The 18,229-nt window shown below is 47.6% G+C and carries 11 protein-coding genes and 1 pseudogene; all 12 read left to right on the forward strand.

All coding sequences use genetic code 11. The annotated features are described in order from the left end of the window. The first annotated feature begins 4 nt into the window (after positions 1–4). Positions 5–1,016: pseudogene (iolC, locus tag ACBP55_RS02020) on the forward strand (5-dehydro-2-deoxygluconokinase). 30 nt (positions 1,017–1,046) lie between these two features. Next, entirely contained in the window at positions 1,047–2,492 is a 1,446-nt protein-coding gene (locus tag ACBP55_RS02025) for a CoA-acylating methylmalonate-semialdehyde dehydrogenase (RefSeq protein WP_464649375.1), read from the forward strand. 27 nt (positions 2,493–2,519) lie between these two features. Then, positions 2,520–3,389, forward strand: coding sequence for a class II fructose-1,6-bisphosphate aldolase (fba, locus tag ACBP55_RS02030; RefSeq protein WP_464649377.1), 870 nt, complete (start codon positions 2,520–2,522; stop codon positions 3,387–3,389). Further along, entirely contained in the window at positions 3,389–4,432 is a 1,044-nt protein-coding gene (gene iolG / locus ACBP55_RS02035) for an inositol 2-dehydrogenase (protein WP_173187876.1), read from the forward strand. The genes fba and iolG overlap by 1 nt, the downstream gene beginning before the upstream one ends. A gap of 17 nt (positions 4,433–4,449) precedes the next feature. After that, on the forward strand, positions 4,450–5,274 hold the full coding sequence (gene iolB / locus ACBP55_RS02040) for a 5-deoxy-glucuronate isomerase (RefSeq protein ID WP_464649379.1): 825 nt from the start codon (positions 4,450–4,452) through the stop codon (positions 5,272–5,274). 77 nt (positions 5,275–5,351) lie between these two features. Beyond that, positions 5,352–6,371: a LacI family DNA-binding transcriptional regulator gene (locus tag ACBP55_RS02045; protein WP_464649381.1), complete on the forward strand. Its 1,020-nt coding sequence runs from the start codon at positions 5,352–5,354 to the stop codon at positions 6,369–6,371. 824 nt (positions 6,372–7,195) lie between these two features. Beyond that, the gene (locus ACBP55_RS02050; RefSeq protein WP_464649383.1) at positions 7,196–9,808 is read left to right on the forward strand and encodes a transglutaminase domain-containing protein; all 2,613 of its coding nucleotides are present in this window, start codon (positions 7,196–7,198) and stop codon (positions 9,806–9,808) included. 110 nt (positions 9,809–9,918) lie between these two features. After that, on the forward strand, positions 9,919–11,067 hold the full coding sequence (locus tag ACBP55_RS02055; protein WP_464649385.1) for a GntR family transcriptional regulator: 1,149 nt from the start codon (positions 9,919–9,921) through the stop codon (positions 11,065–11,067). Between the two features lie 870 nt (positions 11,068–11,937). Then, positions 11,938–13,326: an ABC transporter substrate-binding protein gene (locus ACBP55_RS02060; RefSeq protein ID WP_464649387.1), complete on the forward strand. Its 1,389-nt coding sequence runs from the start codon at positions 11,938–11,940 to the stop codon at positions 13,324–13,326. 75 nt (positions 13,327–13,401) lie between these two features. Beyond that, positions 13,402–16,353: an extracellular solute-binding protein gene (locus tag ACBP55_RS02065; RefSeq protein ID WP_464649389.1), complete on the forward strand. Its 2,952-nt coding sequence runs from the start codon at positions 13,402–13,404 to the stop codon at positions 16,351–16,353. 66 nt (positions 16,354–16,419) lie between these two features. Continuing rightward, entirely contained in the window at positions 16,420–17,343 is a 924-nt protein-coding gene (locus tag ACBP55_RS02070; protein ID WP_464653206.1) for a carbohydrate ABC transporter permease, read from the forward strand. Positions 17,344–17,349: 6 nt separating this feature from the next. Continuing rightward, positions 17,350–18,222 carry a carbohydrate ABC transporter permease gene (locus ACBP55_RS02075; RefSeq protein WP_464649391.1) on the forward strand — a complete coding sequence of 291 codons (873 nt, stop codon included), beginning with the start codon at positions 17,350–17,352 and terminating at the stop codon, positions 18,220–18,222. Positions 18,223–18,229 lie beyond the last annotated feature (7 nt).

Here is an 18,229-nt window from a genome sequence, read left to right on the forward strand (position 1 = left end):
TCTGATGACCTATGTTTCCTTTCCGCAGTCGAAGCCGCTGGATTTTGTAGCCATTGGTAGACTATGCATAGATTTGAATGCGAATGAAATTAATCGTCCCATGGAAGAGACCATGACTTTTACTAAATATGTGGGGGGTTCACCCGCTAACATTACGATTGGCATGGCGAGATTGGGCATGAAAACGGCTTTTATTGGCAAAATCGCCAACGATCAAATGGGACGTTTCATCGCTGATTATTTAGAGCGGAACAACATCGAAACAACGAATGTCGTGACTGATCATACCGGAGCGGTTACCGGACTAGCTTTTACAGAAATCAAAAGCCCAACGGAATGCAGCATCCTTATGTATCGCGACAATGTGGCTGACCTGCTGCTGACACCTTCGGAAGTGCAAGAATCGCTGATTGCTGAAGCGAAGGTATTGCTTATCTCTGGTACAGCACTTGCGCAAAGCCCGTCCCGCGAAGCTGTCTTTCAGGCGCTGGAATACGCGAAGAAGCATGGAGCCGTCATCATTTTTGATCTGGATTACCGTCCATACACATGGAAGACATCAGAAGAGACAGCCGCTTACTACAATCTGGCGGCCGAGAAATGTGACATTATTCTGGGTACCCGTGAAGAATTCGATATGATGGAACGTTTTGAAAATAATCCAGAGAAAAATGACCGTATCACGGCTGCTAAATGGTTCGACTATTCAGCGAAAATTGTCATTATCAAACATGGCAAAGAAGGTTCTATCGCTTATACGCAAGACGGTGTAGGTCATCGTGCCAAGAGCTTCCCGGCTAAGGTGGTCAAAACGTTTGGCGCAGGTGATTCTTATGCAGACTGGCTATATTTATGGCATCATGCAAGGCTGGACGATTGAGAAAAGTATGGAATACGGCAGTGCCGCAGCTTGTATCGTGATCTCCAGTCACAGCTGCTCTGATGCGATGCCGACAACGGATCGAGTAAATGACTACATCGAGCGCTGCAACCGCGGTGAAATTACAGCATCTTAACTAATTCGAACCACTAAGGAGAGTCCACATATGACAACAACTTTGAAAAACTGGATCGGCGGCGAATGGATCGCTTCAACAGCCACACAAACAGAACCGGTATATAACCCTGCAACAGAAGAGATTCTTGCACATATTCCAATTTCTACGAAAGATGATGTGGATCATGCGGTTCGTACGGCTCAAGAAGCATTCCAGACCTGGAGCCGCACACCTGTACCGCGTAGAGCACGTGTATTATTCAAATACCAACAGCTTCTGGTGGAGCATTGGGAAGAGCTGGCGCGGATCGTTACGCAAGAAAATGGCAAAAGCTACAACGAAGCTTACGGAGAAGTGCTTCGCGGCATCGAGTGCGTAGAATTCGCCGCTGGGGCTCCATCGCTAATGATGGGCAAACAGCTTCCAGACATCGCGTCCAATCTTGAATCCGGTATGTACCGTTATCCGATCGGTGTTATCGGCGGTATCACGCCTTTCAATTTTCCAATGATGGTGCCTTGCTGGATGTTCCCGCTTGCGATTGCCTGCGGTAATACCTTCGTGCTGAAGCCATCCGAACGCACACCTCATCTGGCAAACCGCTTGGCTGAGCTGTTCCATGAAGCGGGCTTACCAGCTGGTGTGCTCAATATCGTTCATGGCGCTCATGACGTGGTTAATGGCCTACTTGAACATAAAGAAGTTAAAGCCATTTCGTTCGTTGGCTCCCAGCCAGTAGCCGAATATATTTACAAAACAGCTTCTGCCAATGGCAAACGCGTTCAAGCACTCGCAGGAGCTAAAAACCACTCGATCGTTATGCCGGATGCCGATTTGGACATTGCAGTGAAAGAAATCGTTAATGCAGCCTTTGGTTCTGCGGGCGAGCGCTGTATGGCTTGTTCCGTCGTGGTGGCGGTTGGAGAAGTGGGCGATACGCTAGTCGGCAAGCTGCTTGAAGCTGCTGATAAGATTACGATTGGAAATGGTTTGGAGGAAGGCATTTTCTTGGGGCCTGTTATCCGCGGTCAGCATAAAGAAAGAACGCTAAAATATATCGAAATCGGCGAAACCGAAGGAGCGCTTCTGGTTCGCGATGGACGTAAGGACGCCGCTTCTGAGGGGCAAGGTTATTTCGTGGGACCTACGATCTTTGACCAAGTCGAGTGCGGGATGAAAATTTGGGAGGACGAGATTTTTGCTCCTGTTCTCTCCATCATTAGAGTGGCTACTCTCGAGGAAGCGATCGAGCTTTCCAATCGCTCCGATTTTGCCAACGGCGCATGTCTCTTCACTAAGGATGGCAGCAATGTACGCCAATTCCGTGAAAATATCGATGCCGGTATGCTCGGCATTAACTTAGGCGTTCCTGCACCGATGGCTTTCTTCCCTTTCTCTGGCTGGAAAAAATCGTTCTACGGCGATTTGCACGCGAATGGGACGGACGGCGTGGAGTTCTATACGCGTAAGAAAATGGTCACAGCTCGCTGGTAATAGCGGGTTCGGGGAGAGGTGAACTTCATGGTGTCAATGAAAGAGATGCTGCAGCAGGCTTTGGCAGGCAAATATGCGGTCGGACAGTTTAATTTGAATAACCTAGAATTTACACAAGCGATCTTACAGGCTGCTCAGCAGGAACAAGCGCCTGTCATTCTAGGCGTAAGTGAGGCTTATATCCCTTATATGGGCGGACTGAACTGTATTGTAGGAATGGTGAAATCGCTGATTGAGCACTATGGGGTAACCGTGCCAGTAGCCCTTCATCTAGACCACGGAACCAGCTATGACCTATGTATCCGTGCGATCCATGCCGGATTTACCTCTGTCATGATCGATGCTTCACATCATACGTTAGAGCACAATATTGAGGTTACTCGTCAAGTAACACAAGCCGCTCATGTGCTGGGTGTATCGGTGGAGTCGGAGCTGGGTCGGATTACCGGACGCGAGGATGACTTAGTCGTAGACGAAGCCGAAGGCATGTACGCTGTTGCCGAGGACTGTGTTCGTTTAGTGAGGGAGACAGGGATCGATTGTTTAGCTCCTGCTCTTGGATCAGTTCACGGTCCTTATCGGGGACAGCCAAAGCTCGGTTTCGATCGTATGGCGGAAATTAGAACGCTGACTGGACTGCCGCTTGTGCTTCATGGCGGAAGCGGTCTGCCAGATGAAGAGATCCGTCAAGCGATCGCTTGCGGTACGGCCAAAATCAATGTGAATACCGATAATCAAATCGCTTGTACAGCCGCTATCCGTTCGTTCTTGAATGAGCATCCGGAGGCATACGATCCAAGGAACTATTTAGTGCCAGCACGGGAAGCGATCATCGCCTCCGTTAGAGCTAAAATTCAATTATTCGGTTCAACAGGCAAAGCGGGAGGGAACGCATAATGAATAAAATTAAAATCGGCATCATTGGTGCAGGCAGAATTGGTAAAATCCACGCAGACAATCTGCTGAGAATACCTCAAGTTGAAATCATCGCGGTGAGTGATTTGTTTGCCGGTCCTGAGTTAGAGGCATGGGCTGCTTCACGTCAGATTAAGACGGTTACAAAGGATAGTCATGAGCTTATTGATAACCCTGACATCGACGCCATCTTTATTTGCTCATCCACGGATACACATGTCCCGCTCATTCAACTGGCAGCACTGGCGGGTAAACATATTTTCTGCGAAAAGCCAATCAGCATGGATATCACCCAAACCGAAGCGGCTATTGCAGCGGTTAATCAGGCAGGTGTGAAGCTGCAAATCGGCTTCAATCGCAGATTTGACCACAACTTCAAGCGCGTTCGCGAGGTTGTTCAAGGAGGAACAATCGGCGATCCGCATATCGTGAAAATCACGTCCCGTGATCCGAATCCACCACACGCTGATTACATCAAGGTGTCGGGCGGCATTTTCATGGATATGATGATCCATGACTTCGACATGGCCCGCTATGTAGCGGGAAGCGAGGTTGAGGAAGTATATGCGCAGGGCAATGTGCTTATTAACCCGGTATTCGCCGAGCACGGCGATGTCGATACCGCCATCGTAACGCTGAAGTTCCAGAATGGTGCTCTCGGTGTCATTGATAACAGCCGTCAAGCGGTATACGGCTATGACCAACGAGTTGAAGTATTTGGCTCCAAAGGTAGTGTAGCTGTTGCTAACGATCACCCTAACACGGCTGTAATTAGTACGGCGGATGCTATTGTTAGCGAAAAGCCGCTGCATTTCTTCCTGGAACGCTATCAAGCTGCCTATATGGAAGAAACACAGATTTTCATCGATTGTCTGTTGAATGATAAGCCTGTGCCTGTGAGCGGTTATGACGGTATGCAGGCTGAGCGGATCGCGTTAGCTGCTAAGCTGTCTTCCCGTTTGGGCCGGCCGGTGAAAGTGAGCGAGGCATTAGATTTGCTTAAACAGACCTCGGTATCTCAATAAGGGAGGGAGACGTTAACATGAACAGGTCCAAACTGATCGTAACGCCTGCCTCCTCCCCGAATGAAGAAGGCAGCCTTTTAAAAGTGACTCCGGAATCAGCCGGATGGAAGTATGTTGGTTTCGAAGTTGTGCAGCTTGCGGAGGGGCAAATCTTGAGCCGTGAGACAGCTGGGTTGGAAGTTTGTCTGGTCTTGCTCACTGGTAAAGCCGATGTGCTTACCAAGCAAGCAGAGTGGAAAAATATTGGGCAGCGGATGAGCGTATTTGAGAAAATCCCGCCATATTCCGTCTATGTACCAAATGATGATCGCTACGAAGTCATCGCGCTGACAGCGGTGGAGCTTGCTATTTGCTCCGCTCCTGGCGCTGGCAACCATCAGGCACGTCTGATTGCACCTGACCAGGTAGGGGTTGAAACGCGCGGTTATGGCAATATTGAGCGCCAAATCCATAACATATTGCCAGAGCAGGAGCCTGCGGATAGCTTGCTTGTGGTTGAAGTCTTCACACCGAATGGGCACTGGTCGAGCTACCCGCCCCATAAGCATGATCGCGATGCGCTTCCGGACGAATCGTTTCTGGAAGAAACGTATTATTATCGCGTCGATCCGGGGCATGGCTTTGCGGTTCAACGAGTGTACACGGACGACCGGTCGCTTGATGAGACGCTGATTGTTAAGAATGGCGAAACTGTGCTCGTTCCGCGTGGCTATCACCCTGTTTCGGCGCCTCCAGGTTATGATGTGTATTACCTGAATGTTATGGCGGGACCTACCCGAACATGGAAGTTTCATAATGATCCGGAACATGCTTGGATTATGACGAAGCCGCGCGAAGCGTAAGCCGGTTTGCAAGTTCTCGTCAGCCCCTTCATAATGGAAGAAAAAACAGTATCCTTCAAGAAAAATGGGGTAGTAGGATGAAGGCAACCATCTATGATGTGGCAAGAGAGGCCGGTGTGTCCATTGCGGCGGTCTCGCAGGTCATGAACGGCAAAGGAAAAATAAGCGAAGAACGACGCGGTGAAATCATAAAAATTATGGAACGGCTCAATTATCAGCCTAGCGTTATCGCGTCAGCGCTGACTGGTAAAAAGACCTATACATTAGGTCTGCTTGTTCCTGATATTTCCAATCCTTTTTTTGCTGAAATTGCTCGAGCAGTAGAGGACCAAGGCCATCATATGGGCTATAGTTTGGTCATTTGCAGCAGCGACAATAAAGATGAACGGGTGGAGCGATATCTGAATTTGCTCCAGCAAAAAAGCGTGGATGCCATGATCATCGGTACGGGGATGGATAATAAAGACATGCTGACTCCATTGATGGAGAGAGCGATCCCCATTGCTATGATCGCGAGGGAAATGCCTGATCTCGACGTTCATACTGTCGTGGTGGATGACTTTGTCGGAGGTGCGTTGTCAGCAACGCATCTACTCGATTTGGGTCATCGACGCATGGCCATTCTGGCTGAGCACTCGAAAGTAAGCAGCAGCCGCGAAAGGGTGCGCGGCTTCAAGAGCAAGCTGGAAGAAGCAGGGATTCAGCTGCCGGCAAACAGTGTACGTAATTGCCACTACGTTGTAGCGGATGGAAAGCGTGAAGCACTTGAACTGCTGGGACAATCGAGCCCTGATCGGCCGACCGCGCTGTTCTGTTGTAACGATTTGCTCGCTATTGGTGCGCTTCAGGCGGCTAAACAGCTTGGCTTGCGCGTGCCAGAGGAGCTGTCCGTGATCGGTTTTGATAACACGATTCTGGCTTCCGTCACAGATCCGCCGCTTACAACTGTCGCTCAGCCGATTGAGCCGATGGGGAAAATGGTCGTGGATTTGCTAATCCAGGAATTGAAGAAAGAAGCGAAAGCCAAGCAGCGTGTTGTGATGCCCCCAGAGCTGATTGTTAGGCAATCAACTGCGGCTCCAATGGCTTGTGAGTAGTATATTTGTAGCTTATTAAGCTGCTTCCCTTTGTGGGAGGCGGCTTTTTTTGTATTTTAAGTTGGGCTAGGAGGAGGCTTAAGCTTCGTCCTATTTTGGCATGCATGGTTAGTTGTGGATAATGCTGAGATGAGGGAGATTGTGGGAACATGCCTAATCGGTTAGATAAGTAACTATGTTTTCTTGGTGTTGTTTGTTGTTTGAGTGAGAATGTGGTTGTATGCATAAGCATTTGTTTGGGTAGGTGGCTATATGGAGAATTAGCAAGTCAGTCGCGCCCAAGATTCGCGAAGTTGTATAACGTACAACAATTTCCTCGATTTCTTCTGTGAAAGCTTGAGATGTTGTATGCTGTACAACAATTTAGCCTATTTCCGTGCCATAGAGCTACTTTTGGTTAAAGATGTTGTATTTTTTGCAACAATCGAGAGGAAAACGCAGATTAGCTTGCCTATTGTTGTACGAAATACAACATTACACGGATTAGCACGCGAATGCGTCTTGCGAGCAGCCTACGCGAATCTTGGGAGCGCGTTGTGTGTCGCCGCATGGCAATGGTCAAAACTCACACGCCCAAGGACGGCTGAAGCAGCCTTTTCGTATTATCAGGCAACCAGATATATCTACTTGGGAGACCACTCCCACCAATAATCACGTTTGAGCTGGCAGAGTCACAGAACTCAGCAGCAGGCTCCCAAATAAACCTCAGAGTGTGACATAAAAAAATTATACAAATTAGATATACTATATTGTAGTATATATTTAAAAAGATATATCATTATGAATGTGGCACTTATAAAACGACTAAGGGAGTGGGCACAACGATGACGAATGTTTTTTCGTTAGACAGCACTACGATCACGAGAATCGAAGAAAAAATGCGATTCAAGCGGGGGTTGGCGCAAGCCAGGGAGAAGGAGCTTTTTGACATTTTTGAGAAGCCGATGAATGAAGAAGAAGCGTGGGCTCTTAAATTTTTATATGCGTACATGCCGCTGAACGATTTGGCGGATTATGAGGGATGTCTCTTTTTAAACCATGTGCGAACTACGCTTGAAATCCGTGAAGATGTGGAATGGGGAAGACGTGTGCCCGATCACGAGTTTCTGCATTTTGTGCTTCCATACCGAGTCAATAATGAAAACATCGAGGACAGCCGGGGATGGTTCTTCGGGCAATTGCATGATCGGGTTAAGAATCTTTCGATGGAACAGGCCATATTGGAAATCAACCACTGGTGCCATGAGAAAGCAACCTATGTCGGATGCGACCCGCGAACGGTTTCCCCGCTGACGATGGTTCGCAATACGCTGGGAAGGTGCGGAGAACAGTCGACTCTACTGGTGGCAGCGCTAAGAAGTTTGTGTATTCCTGCTCGCCAGTGTTATACACCGCGATGGGCGCATTGCGATTCCAATCATGCTTGGGTGGAGGCGTGGGCTGACGGGAAATGGTATTTCCTTGGCGCGTGCGAGCCGGAGCCTCGGCTGAATGAGGGGTGGTTTCGGGGGCCGGCTAAGCGGGCGATGCTCGTCAATACTCGCGTTGCAGCCAACTATCCAGGTCCGGAGGAGCTTACATTAGCACATCCTTGGTACTCTGAAATCAATTTACTGAGACCTTACGCTCCAAGCAAAAAGATTACGATCAGGGTCAAAGACGAGAAGGGAAACCCAGTGCCTGGGGCCACTGTCATTTTCCAAGTGTACAACTATGCTGATTTTTCTCCTATTGCTACAATACCGGCAGACGAGCGAGGGGAAGCTTTCTTAACCGCTGGCCTTGGTGATTTGTTGATTCACTCGGTTTCGAGTAACCTTTGGGCGACGAAAAAGATTAGTGTGAAGGATGCCGATATGTTCGACATTCAATTGTCTGATAAACTGCCGCAGGATGGGACCAGCGTCTTCGACATGGTTCCCCCGCCGGAACTGCCGGATGCAGCGGAAGACGTTATCACCGAAGCCGAAAAACAAGAGAACAACCGTCGTATTCAGGAGGGCGCGAGCATCAGGAAAAAATATGAAGCTTCCTTCGTAGATGCCCTTCAGGGAGATGAGTTGGCGAAAAAGTTGTCCTTGCCTGCGAGCAGGGTCAGGGACATATTGGAGAAGGCGCGTGGTAATAGTCAAGAAATCGCTGCTTTTTTACAAGAATATACGCCGAAATACGGCGAATGGACTTTGAAACTGCTGGAGAGTTTGAACGTTAAAGATTTGACGGATACCTTCGGGTCAACGTTAGCCGATCATCTTATCCAGTCCGCTGTTTTTAAAGATGCATATGAGGAAGAGACGTTTATGCGTTACATCCTTTGTCCAAGAGTTCATTTTGAAATGATAAGGCCTTATAGAAATTTCTTTCAAGAACAATTCACAGATTCGGAGCAACGAAGTTTCCGGGAGGATCCAGTCAAGTTGGTTGATTGGCTTTCGGAGCACTTTGAGATTGTGGAAGATTTGAATTATTATCAGGGAATGGCAACACCCACCGGGAGCTTCCGCTTGCAAAAAGGAGACCGTTTGAGCCGAGATATTCTTTTCGTAGCGTTGGCTCGAAGCTTAGGGATCCCTGCGCGTCTTGAACCGAGCGAACGGAGTCCTCAATTTCTAGTTGGTGAGACGTGGAAGGACGTTGCATTTGCACAGCAGTGTGACCAGGAACCGACAGACTTGTCAGATAACAAGGAAATAGGGAGCATCAAGTTCATGGCAAATGCCGCAGCCGATAATGACTTGGAATATTTCCGGAACTTTTCTTTGGCGCGCTTTGAAAATGGCCAGTACAAGACGCTTCAATTCACCGCAGGTAAAAAGGACTTCTATGAGGAGCCGCTTGTTGTGAAGTCCGGCAGTTACCGGTTAACGACAGGTACGCGATTGCCGGATGGGACGGCTAGGGTCCAATTCGCGATGTTTACTGTATGGCCAGATAGAACTACGGAAGTTATACCTGCTTTTACCAAAGAATCCGTGCAAGCACCTGTATTAGGTGAGGTTGATCCGGATTTGTCTTTCTCATTTTTCAATGGTAAAAGAAGTGCGCTAGGCGAATTGGCCGGAGGGCGCGGTCTACTCATGGCTTGGATCGATCCGGATAGGGAACCTACGAAGCATTTGATCCGGGAACTCCGAGAGCTTTCTAAGGAGTATGACGATTGGAGTGGATCCATTTGTCTGGTTGTTGAGGATGATAAAGTGACTGCTGCGTTTCAACCGAACGCTTACGAAGGCTTACCTGCCGAAACACATTTTGCAAAAGACGTCTCAAGCAAAGGCCTGCAAACCGTGTTGTCTGGTATCCAGACGGAGCTTCAATCCAATCTTCCGCTTGTTTTTGTGGTGGACCGCGAGTGCCGCATTCGGTATCTGTCTGCCGGCTATAAGCTGGGTATCGGTAAAGAGGCGCTGCAAGTTGTAAGGCAGTTGGATGAATAGTTCCTTGGGCCTAATAAGCATGCTTGATAATTTGGTATATTTAATTTACAATGTTGGTATATATTTTTATATCAAATTGTCTAAGAGATGTCTGGACAACTGGAAGTGATGTGTTGGAATTGGATAGTAAGCCGCTTTATATGAAGATTTTGAGCGATTTGAAAGAAAAGATAAGATCCGGGGAGTATGTGCCTGAGCAGCAGTTTCCGACCGAAGTTGAGCTTGCGATGCAGTACGGCGTCAGCCGGATTACATCCAAACGCGCCCTGATCGAGCTGGAGCGGGAAGGCATGATATACCGCAAGCGTGGCAGCGGAAGCTACGTGAAATATCCGGAAGATGCCGTTGATACGGGGATTCCTAACGCAACGCACCCCATCATCGCGATGATTTTGCCATATATGGCTACAAGTGAGCTTGATTATATCAAAGGAGCCCATGATTACTTGGACTCCAAAGGCTATTATTTGAGCATACACAACAGCAACTGGAAAAAAGAAAAAGAAAAAGAGATACTGGCCAAGGTGCCGAAAAGCGGCCTGAGCGGTATCATTGTGTATCCAATTAGCACGATCAGTAACATCGATGTAATCAATGCACTTTATTGGAATGATTATCCGATTGTGACGATCGATCAATATTTCGATAGCTTGCCTATCAGCAGTGTCGTATCCGACAACTTTGAAGGTGGGTATATGACGGCCAAAAGATTGATTGAACTCGGACACGAACGGATCGCTTTTGTTTCCAGCGTCAGCATTGAATACCGCAGTTCTGTCAGAGACAGGTATCTCGGTTATTGCAAAGCGCTAAAAGACCATAAGATGTCAATCGATTCGGATCTCGTGCTGACGGATTTCTATCGTGAGTTGAGTGGGGCAAACGCGAAAGGATTTTACAAATCGTTGATTTCGAAATTGAGGCAGATGAAGGTTACCGCTCTTCAGGTTGAGCATGATCATCTTGCTGTCGATCTGCTCAAAATCGCCTTGGAAATGGGAATTGGAGTTCCGGAACAGCTATCCATAGCGGGCTTTGACGACCATGAAATTGCGAGGCATGTCGAAGTTCCCTTATCTTCGGTCGGCCAAGATTATTACTCGATTGGGCGTCAAGCGGCGGAAATCATCATTCGGAGGATTGAGAACGCGGATACCGAACAATACAAAATTAAGACTCCAGTACGGTGGATAGAACGCGACTCCACGGGGCCGCGCCCGAATCCTTATACGACTGATCTTCCAGCCGTACAGCTTTAAATAACGAACCTTCCCGGGTGTCAGGTATGCCTACGGGAAGGTTTTATATTTACACGCCCGGAATTTATGGATCAGGGGTGGTAAGGTGAGCTAGGAAGTCAAGCGCGCCCAGGATTCACGAAGTTGTACTTCGTACAACAATTTCGTTCATTTCTTCTGGGCAAGCTAAGGATTGTTGTATGTCGTACAACAATTTGCTCGTTTTAGAGGCTAATGAGCTGCTTTTGGCCGAAATTGTTGTATTTTTTACAACAATCGCGTGGAAAACGCAGATTAGATGGCAAAATGTTGTACGAAGTACAACATTACACAGGCAAGTAGGCATAACGCCACTAGGTCGAAGCTTGCGTTGTCTAAAGTTGTACGAAGTACAACTTACACGCCCAAAGTAGGCATAACGCCACTAGGTCGAAACTTACGTAGCCTGAAGTTGTACGAAGTACAACATTACACGCCCAAAGCAAGCCTTACATTACTTTGGCGCAGTTTGCCTATACACAATCAAAGTAATCATACGTCACTTAGTCACTGCTTATTTTGCATCAACTAAACACGCGCAACAAGGACAGCATAAGCCCATTATTGTGCACTGGGCAAATTGAGTATAACCAAAGTTGTTTATTTTAACAAAAGATATATTAACTATTTACAAAGATAGGTCATTTCGCTATAATCTTATTAAAGAACGAGGTTAAAGATATATCTAATTGTGTCGATTTTCCTGAATTAGGTGAATTAAACATCCATTGAACGATTTTGGTTGGCATACATAACTCGGATGTACACAATGAGATTCAACTCGTTCTTGTAAAGAGATCGTATTGTAAGCGTTTTAATTTTTTCAAATCCAAAGGATAGTGAGGGGTTCGAATGAAAGCGTTTAAATTACTTGCAATTCCAGCAGCTCTTACGTTGGTCGCGGGTGTAGTCGGTTGTTCTCAGAGTACAGCTACCAAAACCACGCCGACCCCACAAGCAACCGCACAAGCAACAGCGGCACCGCAAAGTGCGAAACCGGAAGAAAAGAAAGTCGATTTGAAAGGTCAAAGCATTAAAATTGGTGCCTGGTATGACGGAGCCGACCCCAGAACAGTGAAAGAGAAAGGCCCAGCAGAAGAAGCGCAAATCAAATTAATTGAAGCTGCTGAAAAGAAATACAACTGTAAAATCGAATTTGTTAAATTCGGGGATTACGAAAAATACGTGGAGAATTTCACGACCACTTCGCTTTCTGGACAGCCGTTCGCGGATATCGTACGACTGGAATTATTCTGGTCGTTCCCACAGCTTGTGAACAAGGGATTTGTTCAGCCGATCGACCAATGGATCAAACCATCCGATCCGAAATATATCGATTGGATGAGGGTAGGCGGCAGCTACAATGGCCATCAATATGGCTTGGTTGATTCCTCTCCGTCCCCATACGGTATCTTCTATAATAAAACGTTAGTGCAGAAGCTTGGTTTGGAAGATCCGTATGAACTGCAGCAAAAAGGTCAATGGACTTGGGAAAAGTTCCGTGAGTTCTCCAAAAAAGCAACGCAGGATACGAATGGTGATGGTAAAACCGATGTTTGGGGCATCACAGGCGCTTATGGCAAAGTGAAGGCTTTCGCAGAGCAATTGGTTTACACGAACAAAGGGGCCGTGGATAAAGATGCGAGCGGAGCCATCAAGTTCTCATTGAACAGTGAAAATTCTATGCAAGCGCTGCAATACGCATCGGATCTGTTCAACGTGGATAAATCGATTGAACAGCCGATTCCAGAAGATGCAAGCAAAGAGTTCGTAGCGGGCAAAGGTGTCATGTACGCGGGTTTCAGCTGGGAACTCGGTGGTTTGAAGGATAATATGAAGGGCCAAGAACTAGGTTACGTTTTCTTCCCGAAAGGTCCTAAAGCCGACAAATATGTGTCCTACACGCCATTCGGCAACATGTGGATGGTATCCAAGTATTCGAAGAATGCGGAAGTTGCTCTACATATTATGGACGAAATCAGCTTGAATGAAGAAGGCAGAAAGCTTTCCGAGCAATCTTGGCAGCAGTCCTACCCGAACAAAGAGTCCATGGATACTCGTAAGCAAATGAGTAATAACATTAATTACATTTCTTACTATGGAATTCCTGATGGAGAGAAACTGTTCGAAGGTATTGTGAAGGACATCACCGAAGGTAAAGTATCCCCTGCAACGGCGGTAGACAAAGTGAAGCCGCAATTCGAAGCAAAGATCAGCAAACTGCTTGAGGATAGCAAATAAACATGCATGATGTCATGCCCCTAATTCCATGCAAGCAGGGATTAGGGGCAAAGCTTAAATAAAGGGGGAAAACCCATGCGCCGAGCATTCGCCAAAGTGTTCCTCATATTCGTTTTGTTTTTTGCAACCGGGTTCGTACCGTATCAGTGGCTCGGCGGCGGTTCCCGCCAAATTGCTTCAGCGGAAGAGCGTCCTATAAGCAGTACAGCGCTGTCAGCTTTGGCAGATACATATAAAAAAGGCAGCTATGCGGAATATTTGGCTAGATATAAACAATCGGCGCGTCCGAGCGCTGAAACCATTATCCCTACCGAACAATTCAGTGCAGCTCAAGGCATGAACGTTTCCGTACAAGACAATTATCAAGGGGAAAACGGGAAGTCCATTCTGACTTCGGATACGGGTTCCATTGAATGGCAATTTACAGTCGAGCAAGAGGGTATGTACAACATTGGCATCCATTACTACACGGTAAGCGGGAAAGATTCGGATATAGAAAGAGAATTGCGGATTGACGGTTCGGTCCCTTTTGCCGAGGCGAAAAGCATGACGTTCCAACGCATTTGGAAGAACGATAAGAATGAGTTCGAGCGTGACGAGCAGGGCAATGATTTGGTACCAACGCAAGTGGAAGAGCCGATGTGGCAGACATCGTTATTAAAGGATGCGACAGGATTTAATGAAGATCCGTACCTGTTTTATTTTTCAAAAGGCAAGCACACCCTAACGTTTACTTCGGTAAGAGAACCGCTCGTTATTCACTCACTTAAACTTACAAACTCGGCTACAACGCCTTCGTATGATACGTTGGCGAGCACATATACGCAAAAAGGTTACCAGCTTGCGAAAGATGTGATGCTGCAAGTTCCAGGTGAACGCGCCTTATATAAATCCTCTCCAACACTTTTGCCTTACAATGATCGCTCCAGTCCCGCAGTTGAGCCGTATCACGCATCGAAATTGCGGAACAATGCCATGGGCGGGTGGGCTTGGCGGCTTCCTGGCCAATGGATCGAATGGGAATTGGATGTGCCGGATGACGGGTTATATCAAATAGCTGTGAAAAATCATCAGAACTATTTGCGCGGGATGGCCTCGCTTCGAACGATGTACATCGACGGCAAAGTGCCCTTTCAAGAGCTTCAACAGGTTGGTTTTCCATACAACAGTCAGTGGCAGATGACGGTGATCGGCCAAGATGCTGAGCATCCGTACTTGTTTCATTTCACGAAGGGCAAGCATAAAGTCCGCCTCGAAGTGACCTTGGGGGATTTAGCACCGATTTTGAATGCGGTGGAAACGAGTATTTTGGACTTGAATGCCATGTATCGTAAAATTATTAGCTTTACGGGGACGGTACCCGATTCGTTCAGGGATTATCAGCTTGAGCAAAGAATTCCTGAAATGACGGGGGAGTTTCGTAAACAAAGCGACTTGCTTCATAAAATTACGAAGTTGATTCAAGGGCAGGATGGAAAGAACGACGAGCGAACCGCGATGTTGAATACGCTGGCTTATCAGCTCAGTGATATGGCAGACAGACCGGATACGGTGCCATCTCGGATTGATCAGTTCAAAACCAATGTAGGGGGACTAGGGGCGTGGCTGCTTTCGGTGAATGAACAACCGCTCGCAATCGATTACCTGACGCTAAGCTCACCGAAAGCCAAGCTGCCGAATCCGGAAGCCACAGCATGGCAGAAATTCAAAAGCAGCTCAGCAGCGTTCTTCGCTTCCTTTTTTGAAAATTACGATCAGTTATCGAATACGAAAGAAGGAGCCAATTCGGTTTCGGTTTGGGTGACCTCAGCACGTGACCAAGCGCAGACCATCAAGAAATTGATTGATGAGACCTTCACGCCCAAGACGGGGATACAAATCAATTTGAAGTTAGTAGGATCTGATATTTTGCTGCCTTCTACGGTAGCCGGTAAAGGACCGGATGTAGCGCTGCAGGCTCCCAATGATCTGCCTGTCAATTATGCAAGCCGCAACGCGATGCAGGATCTATCGGTGTTTCCAGATTTCAACAGCGTGAAATCACGCTTTAGCGAGAGTGCGATGGTTCCGTACGAGTATGCAGGAAGCTATTATGCGCTGCCGGAAACGCAAACCTTCCCAGTCCTCTTCTATAGGAAAGATATATTGGAAGATGAACTGAAGATGAAGCCTCCGCAAACTTGGGAAGACGTGTACGATCTGCTGCCTATCCTGCAGAAGCACAACTTGCAGTTCGGGCTGCCGCAAAAACCGTTGAACACGTTTGGTAACGATTTGGAGACGACCAATATCATTACGCTGCCGCCAAACCCGTCCTTAGCTATGTTTTTGTACCAGCATGACGGCCAGTTTTATCAAAAAGACGGCACTTCCAGCGGACTCGATTCGGAAACGGCGATCAAAGAGTTCAAGCGGTGGACCGATTTTTATGTGAATTATAAAATTCCGATCGCAGCAGATTTCGCCAACCGTTTCCGTACAGGGGAAATGCCCATTGGCATCGCCGATTACACGATGTACAACAAGCTGTCAGTCTTTGCCCCGGAAATTAAAGGGTTGTGGGAATTTGCACCCGTTCCAGGCACGAAAAAGCCGGACGGATCCCTTCGTCGTGATGTCGGCAGCGGGGGATCGGGCGTCGTCATGTTCAAACGTACGAAAAACAAAGAGGCAGCCTGGAAGTTTATGGAATGGTGGACGAGCAAAGAGACTCAAATCGCTTTTGGACGTCAAATGGAAATTCGCATGGGTTCTTCGGCTAGGTATCCGACAGCCAATATGGAAGCTTTAGCCGCTTTGCCGTGGCCTTCCAAAGATTTCAGTAGACTGAAGGAGCAAATGAAGTGGGTGAAAGGGATACCCGAAGTTTCGGGCGGTTATTTGACGGGGCGCAACATTGATAATGCCTTTCGCAGAGTCGTCGTGCAGGGTGACGATCCGCGCGAAACGATGGATTATTACGTTCGTTACATCAACGACGAAATCGCTTTAAAACGGAAAGAGTTCAATCTTCCCTACGAGAAATGAGGGGGCGCCATGAAACAACAGTCTGCAGTGAACCCTAGTATGCCACGCGATACTGGAAAAACCGTGATGAAATCCAATTCGGAGCTCCGAGGTAAACTCGGCCGACTGGGCAGTAATATCAAAAAGCATAAGCATGCCTATGCGCTAATAGCACCTTATTTTCTAATTTTCTGTACATTTACGGTATTTCCCGTATTAATGTCCGTTTGTTTAAGCTTTACTAGCTACAATATGCTCGAACCGCCCAAATGGGTGGGCTGGCAAAACTTCGCGAGGTTGTTCGTCCAGGATGACATCTTTTTGATCGCACTCAAAAATACGCTCCTGTTTGCATTAATTACAGGGCCGATCAGCTACATGGCTTGCTTCCTGTTCGCCTGGCTGATCAATGAGCTGCGGCCTAAGCTGCGTGCTTTGCTCACGCTAATCCTGTATGCGCCTTCGATTTCAGGTAACACGTACCTGATCTGGCAAACCTTATTTGCCAGCGATTCTTACGGGTATGCCAATTCATTTTTGATCAAATGGGGGATGATCCTGGAGCCGATCCAGTGGCTGCAGGATCCGAGGTTCGTACTCGGGATTCTAATCCTCGTACAGCTGTGGCTCAGTTTGGGAACATCCTTTCTAGCCTTTATCGCTGGTCTGCAAAACGTGGATCTCACGCTTTATGAAGCTGGTGCTATCGACGGGGTGCGGAACCGCTGGCAGGAGCTGTGGTTCATCACGCTGCCAGCCATGCGGCCGCAGCTGTTATTCGGCGCCGTCATTCAAATCACGCTTGCCTTCTCCGTAGCGGAAATATCGATCTATATGATCGGCTTCCCTAGCGTAGATTACGCAGCACATACGATTGTGACCCACTTAGTCGATTACGGCTCAATCCGTTTCGAGATGGGGTACGCCTCCGCGATCGCGACTGTCTTGTTTACCATCATGCTTGCAACAAACTTCTTGACGCGTAAGCTGCTAGGAAAAGTGGGTGAATGATCCGGGATGAAGCTGTCATTGAAAATGCCAAAGAGATTGAACCGCTCTTGGGCGGTTGATATTTTATTGTTCCTGATGCTCGGCGGCATAGCCTTTTTTATGGCGCTGCCGCTGGTTTTTACCATAAGCAATGCTTTTAAACCGATCGACGAAATCTTCGTGTTTCCACCTAAGCTGTTAGTGCGAAATCCGACTCTCAAAAACTTCACGGATTTGGTTAACATTTTTTCCGATTCATGGGTGCCGTTCTCTCGCTATGTGTTCAACACATTTTTTATTGCCATTGTTGGTACTGTGGGGCATGTAGTTTTGGCTTCTGCAGCTGCTTATCCACTGGCCAAAATCAAGTTTCCAGGCAGAAACTTCTTGTTCAGTCTGGTCGTTATGTCGCTTATGTTTACGGCTTATGTCACACAGGTTCCAAACTATATGACCATTTCCTGGCTTCATTTGGTTAATACCTATTGGGCCATCATTTTGCCTTCCTTCGGCATGACACTTGGATTGTATCTGATGAAGCAGTTTATGGAGCAAGTTCCAGACTCTCTACTAGAAGCGGCGAAAATCGATGGTGCCAGCGAATATCGGATTTTTTGGCAGATTGTTATGCCGATCGTTAAGCCTGCGTGGCTGACGCTGGTCATTTTTTCCCTGCAAAATTTATGGACGAATGGTTCCGTGACGAGCCACAAATATATTTACAGCGAGCAGTTAAAGACCGTTGATTATGTGTTCGGGCAAATAGCCAGCGGCGGTTTGGTGCGGACGGGGCCGGTTTCAGCCGTTACGCTGCTTATGATGGCGGTGCCGATCACGGTGTTTATTGTGACGCAAAGCAACATCATCCAAACCATGTCCACTTCTGGTCTGAAAGAGTAAACAGGGG

Source organism: Paenibacillus sp. WG02, from assembly GCF_055396115.1.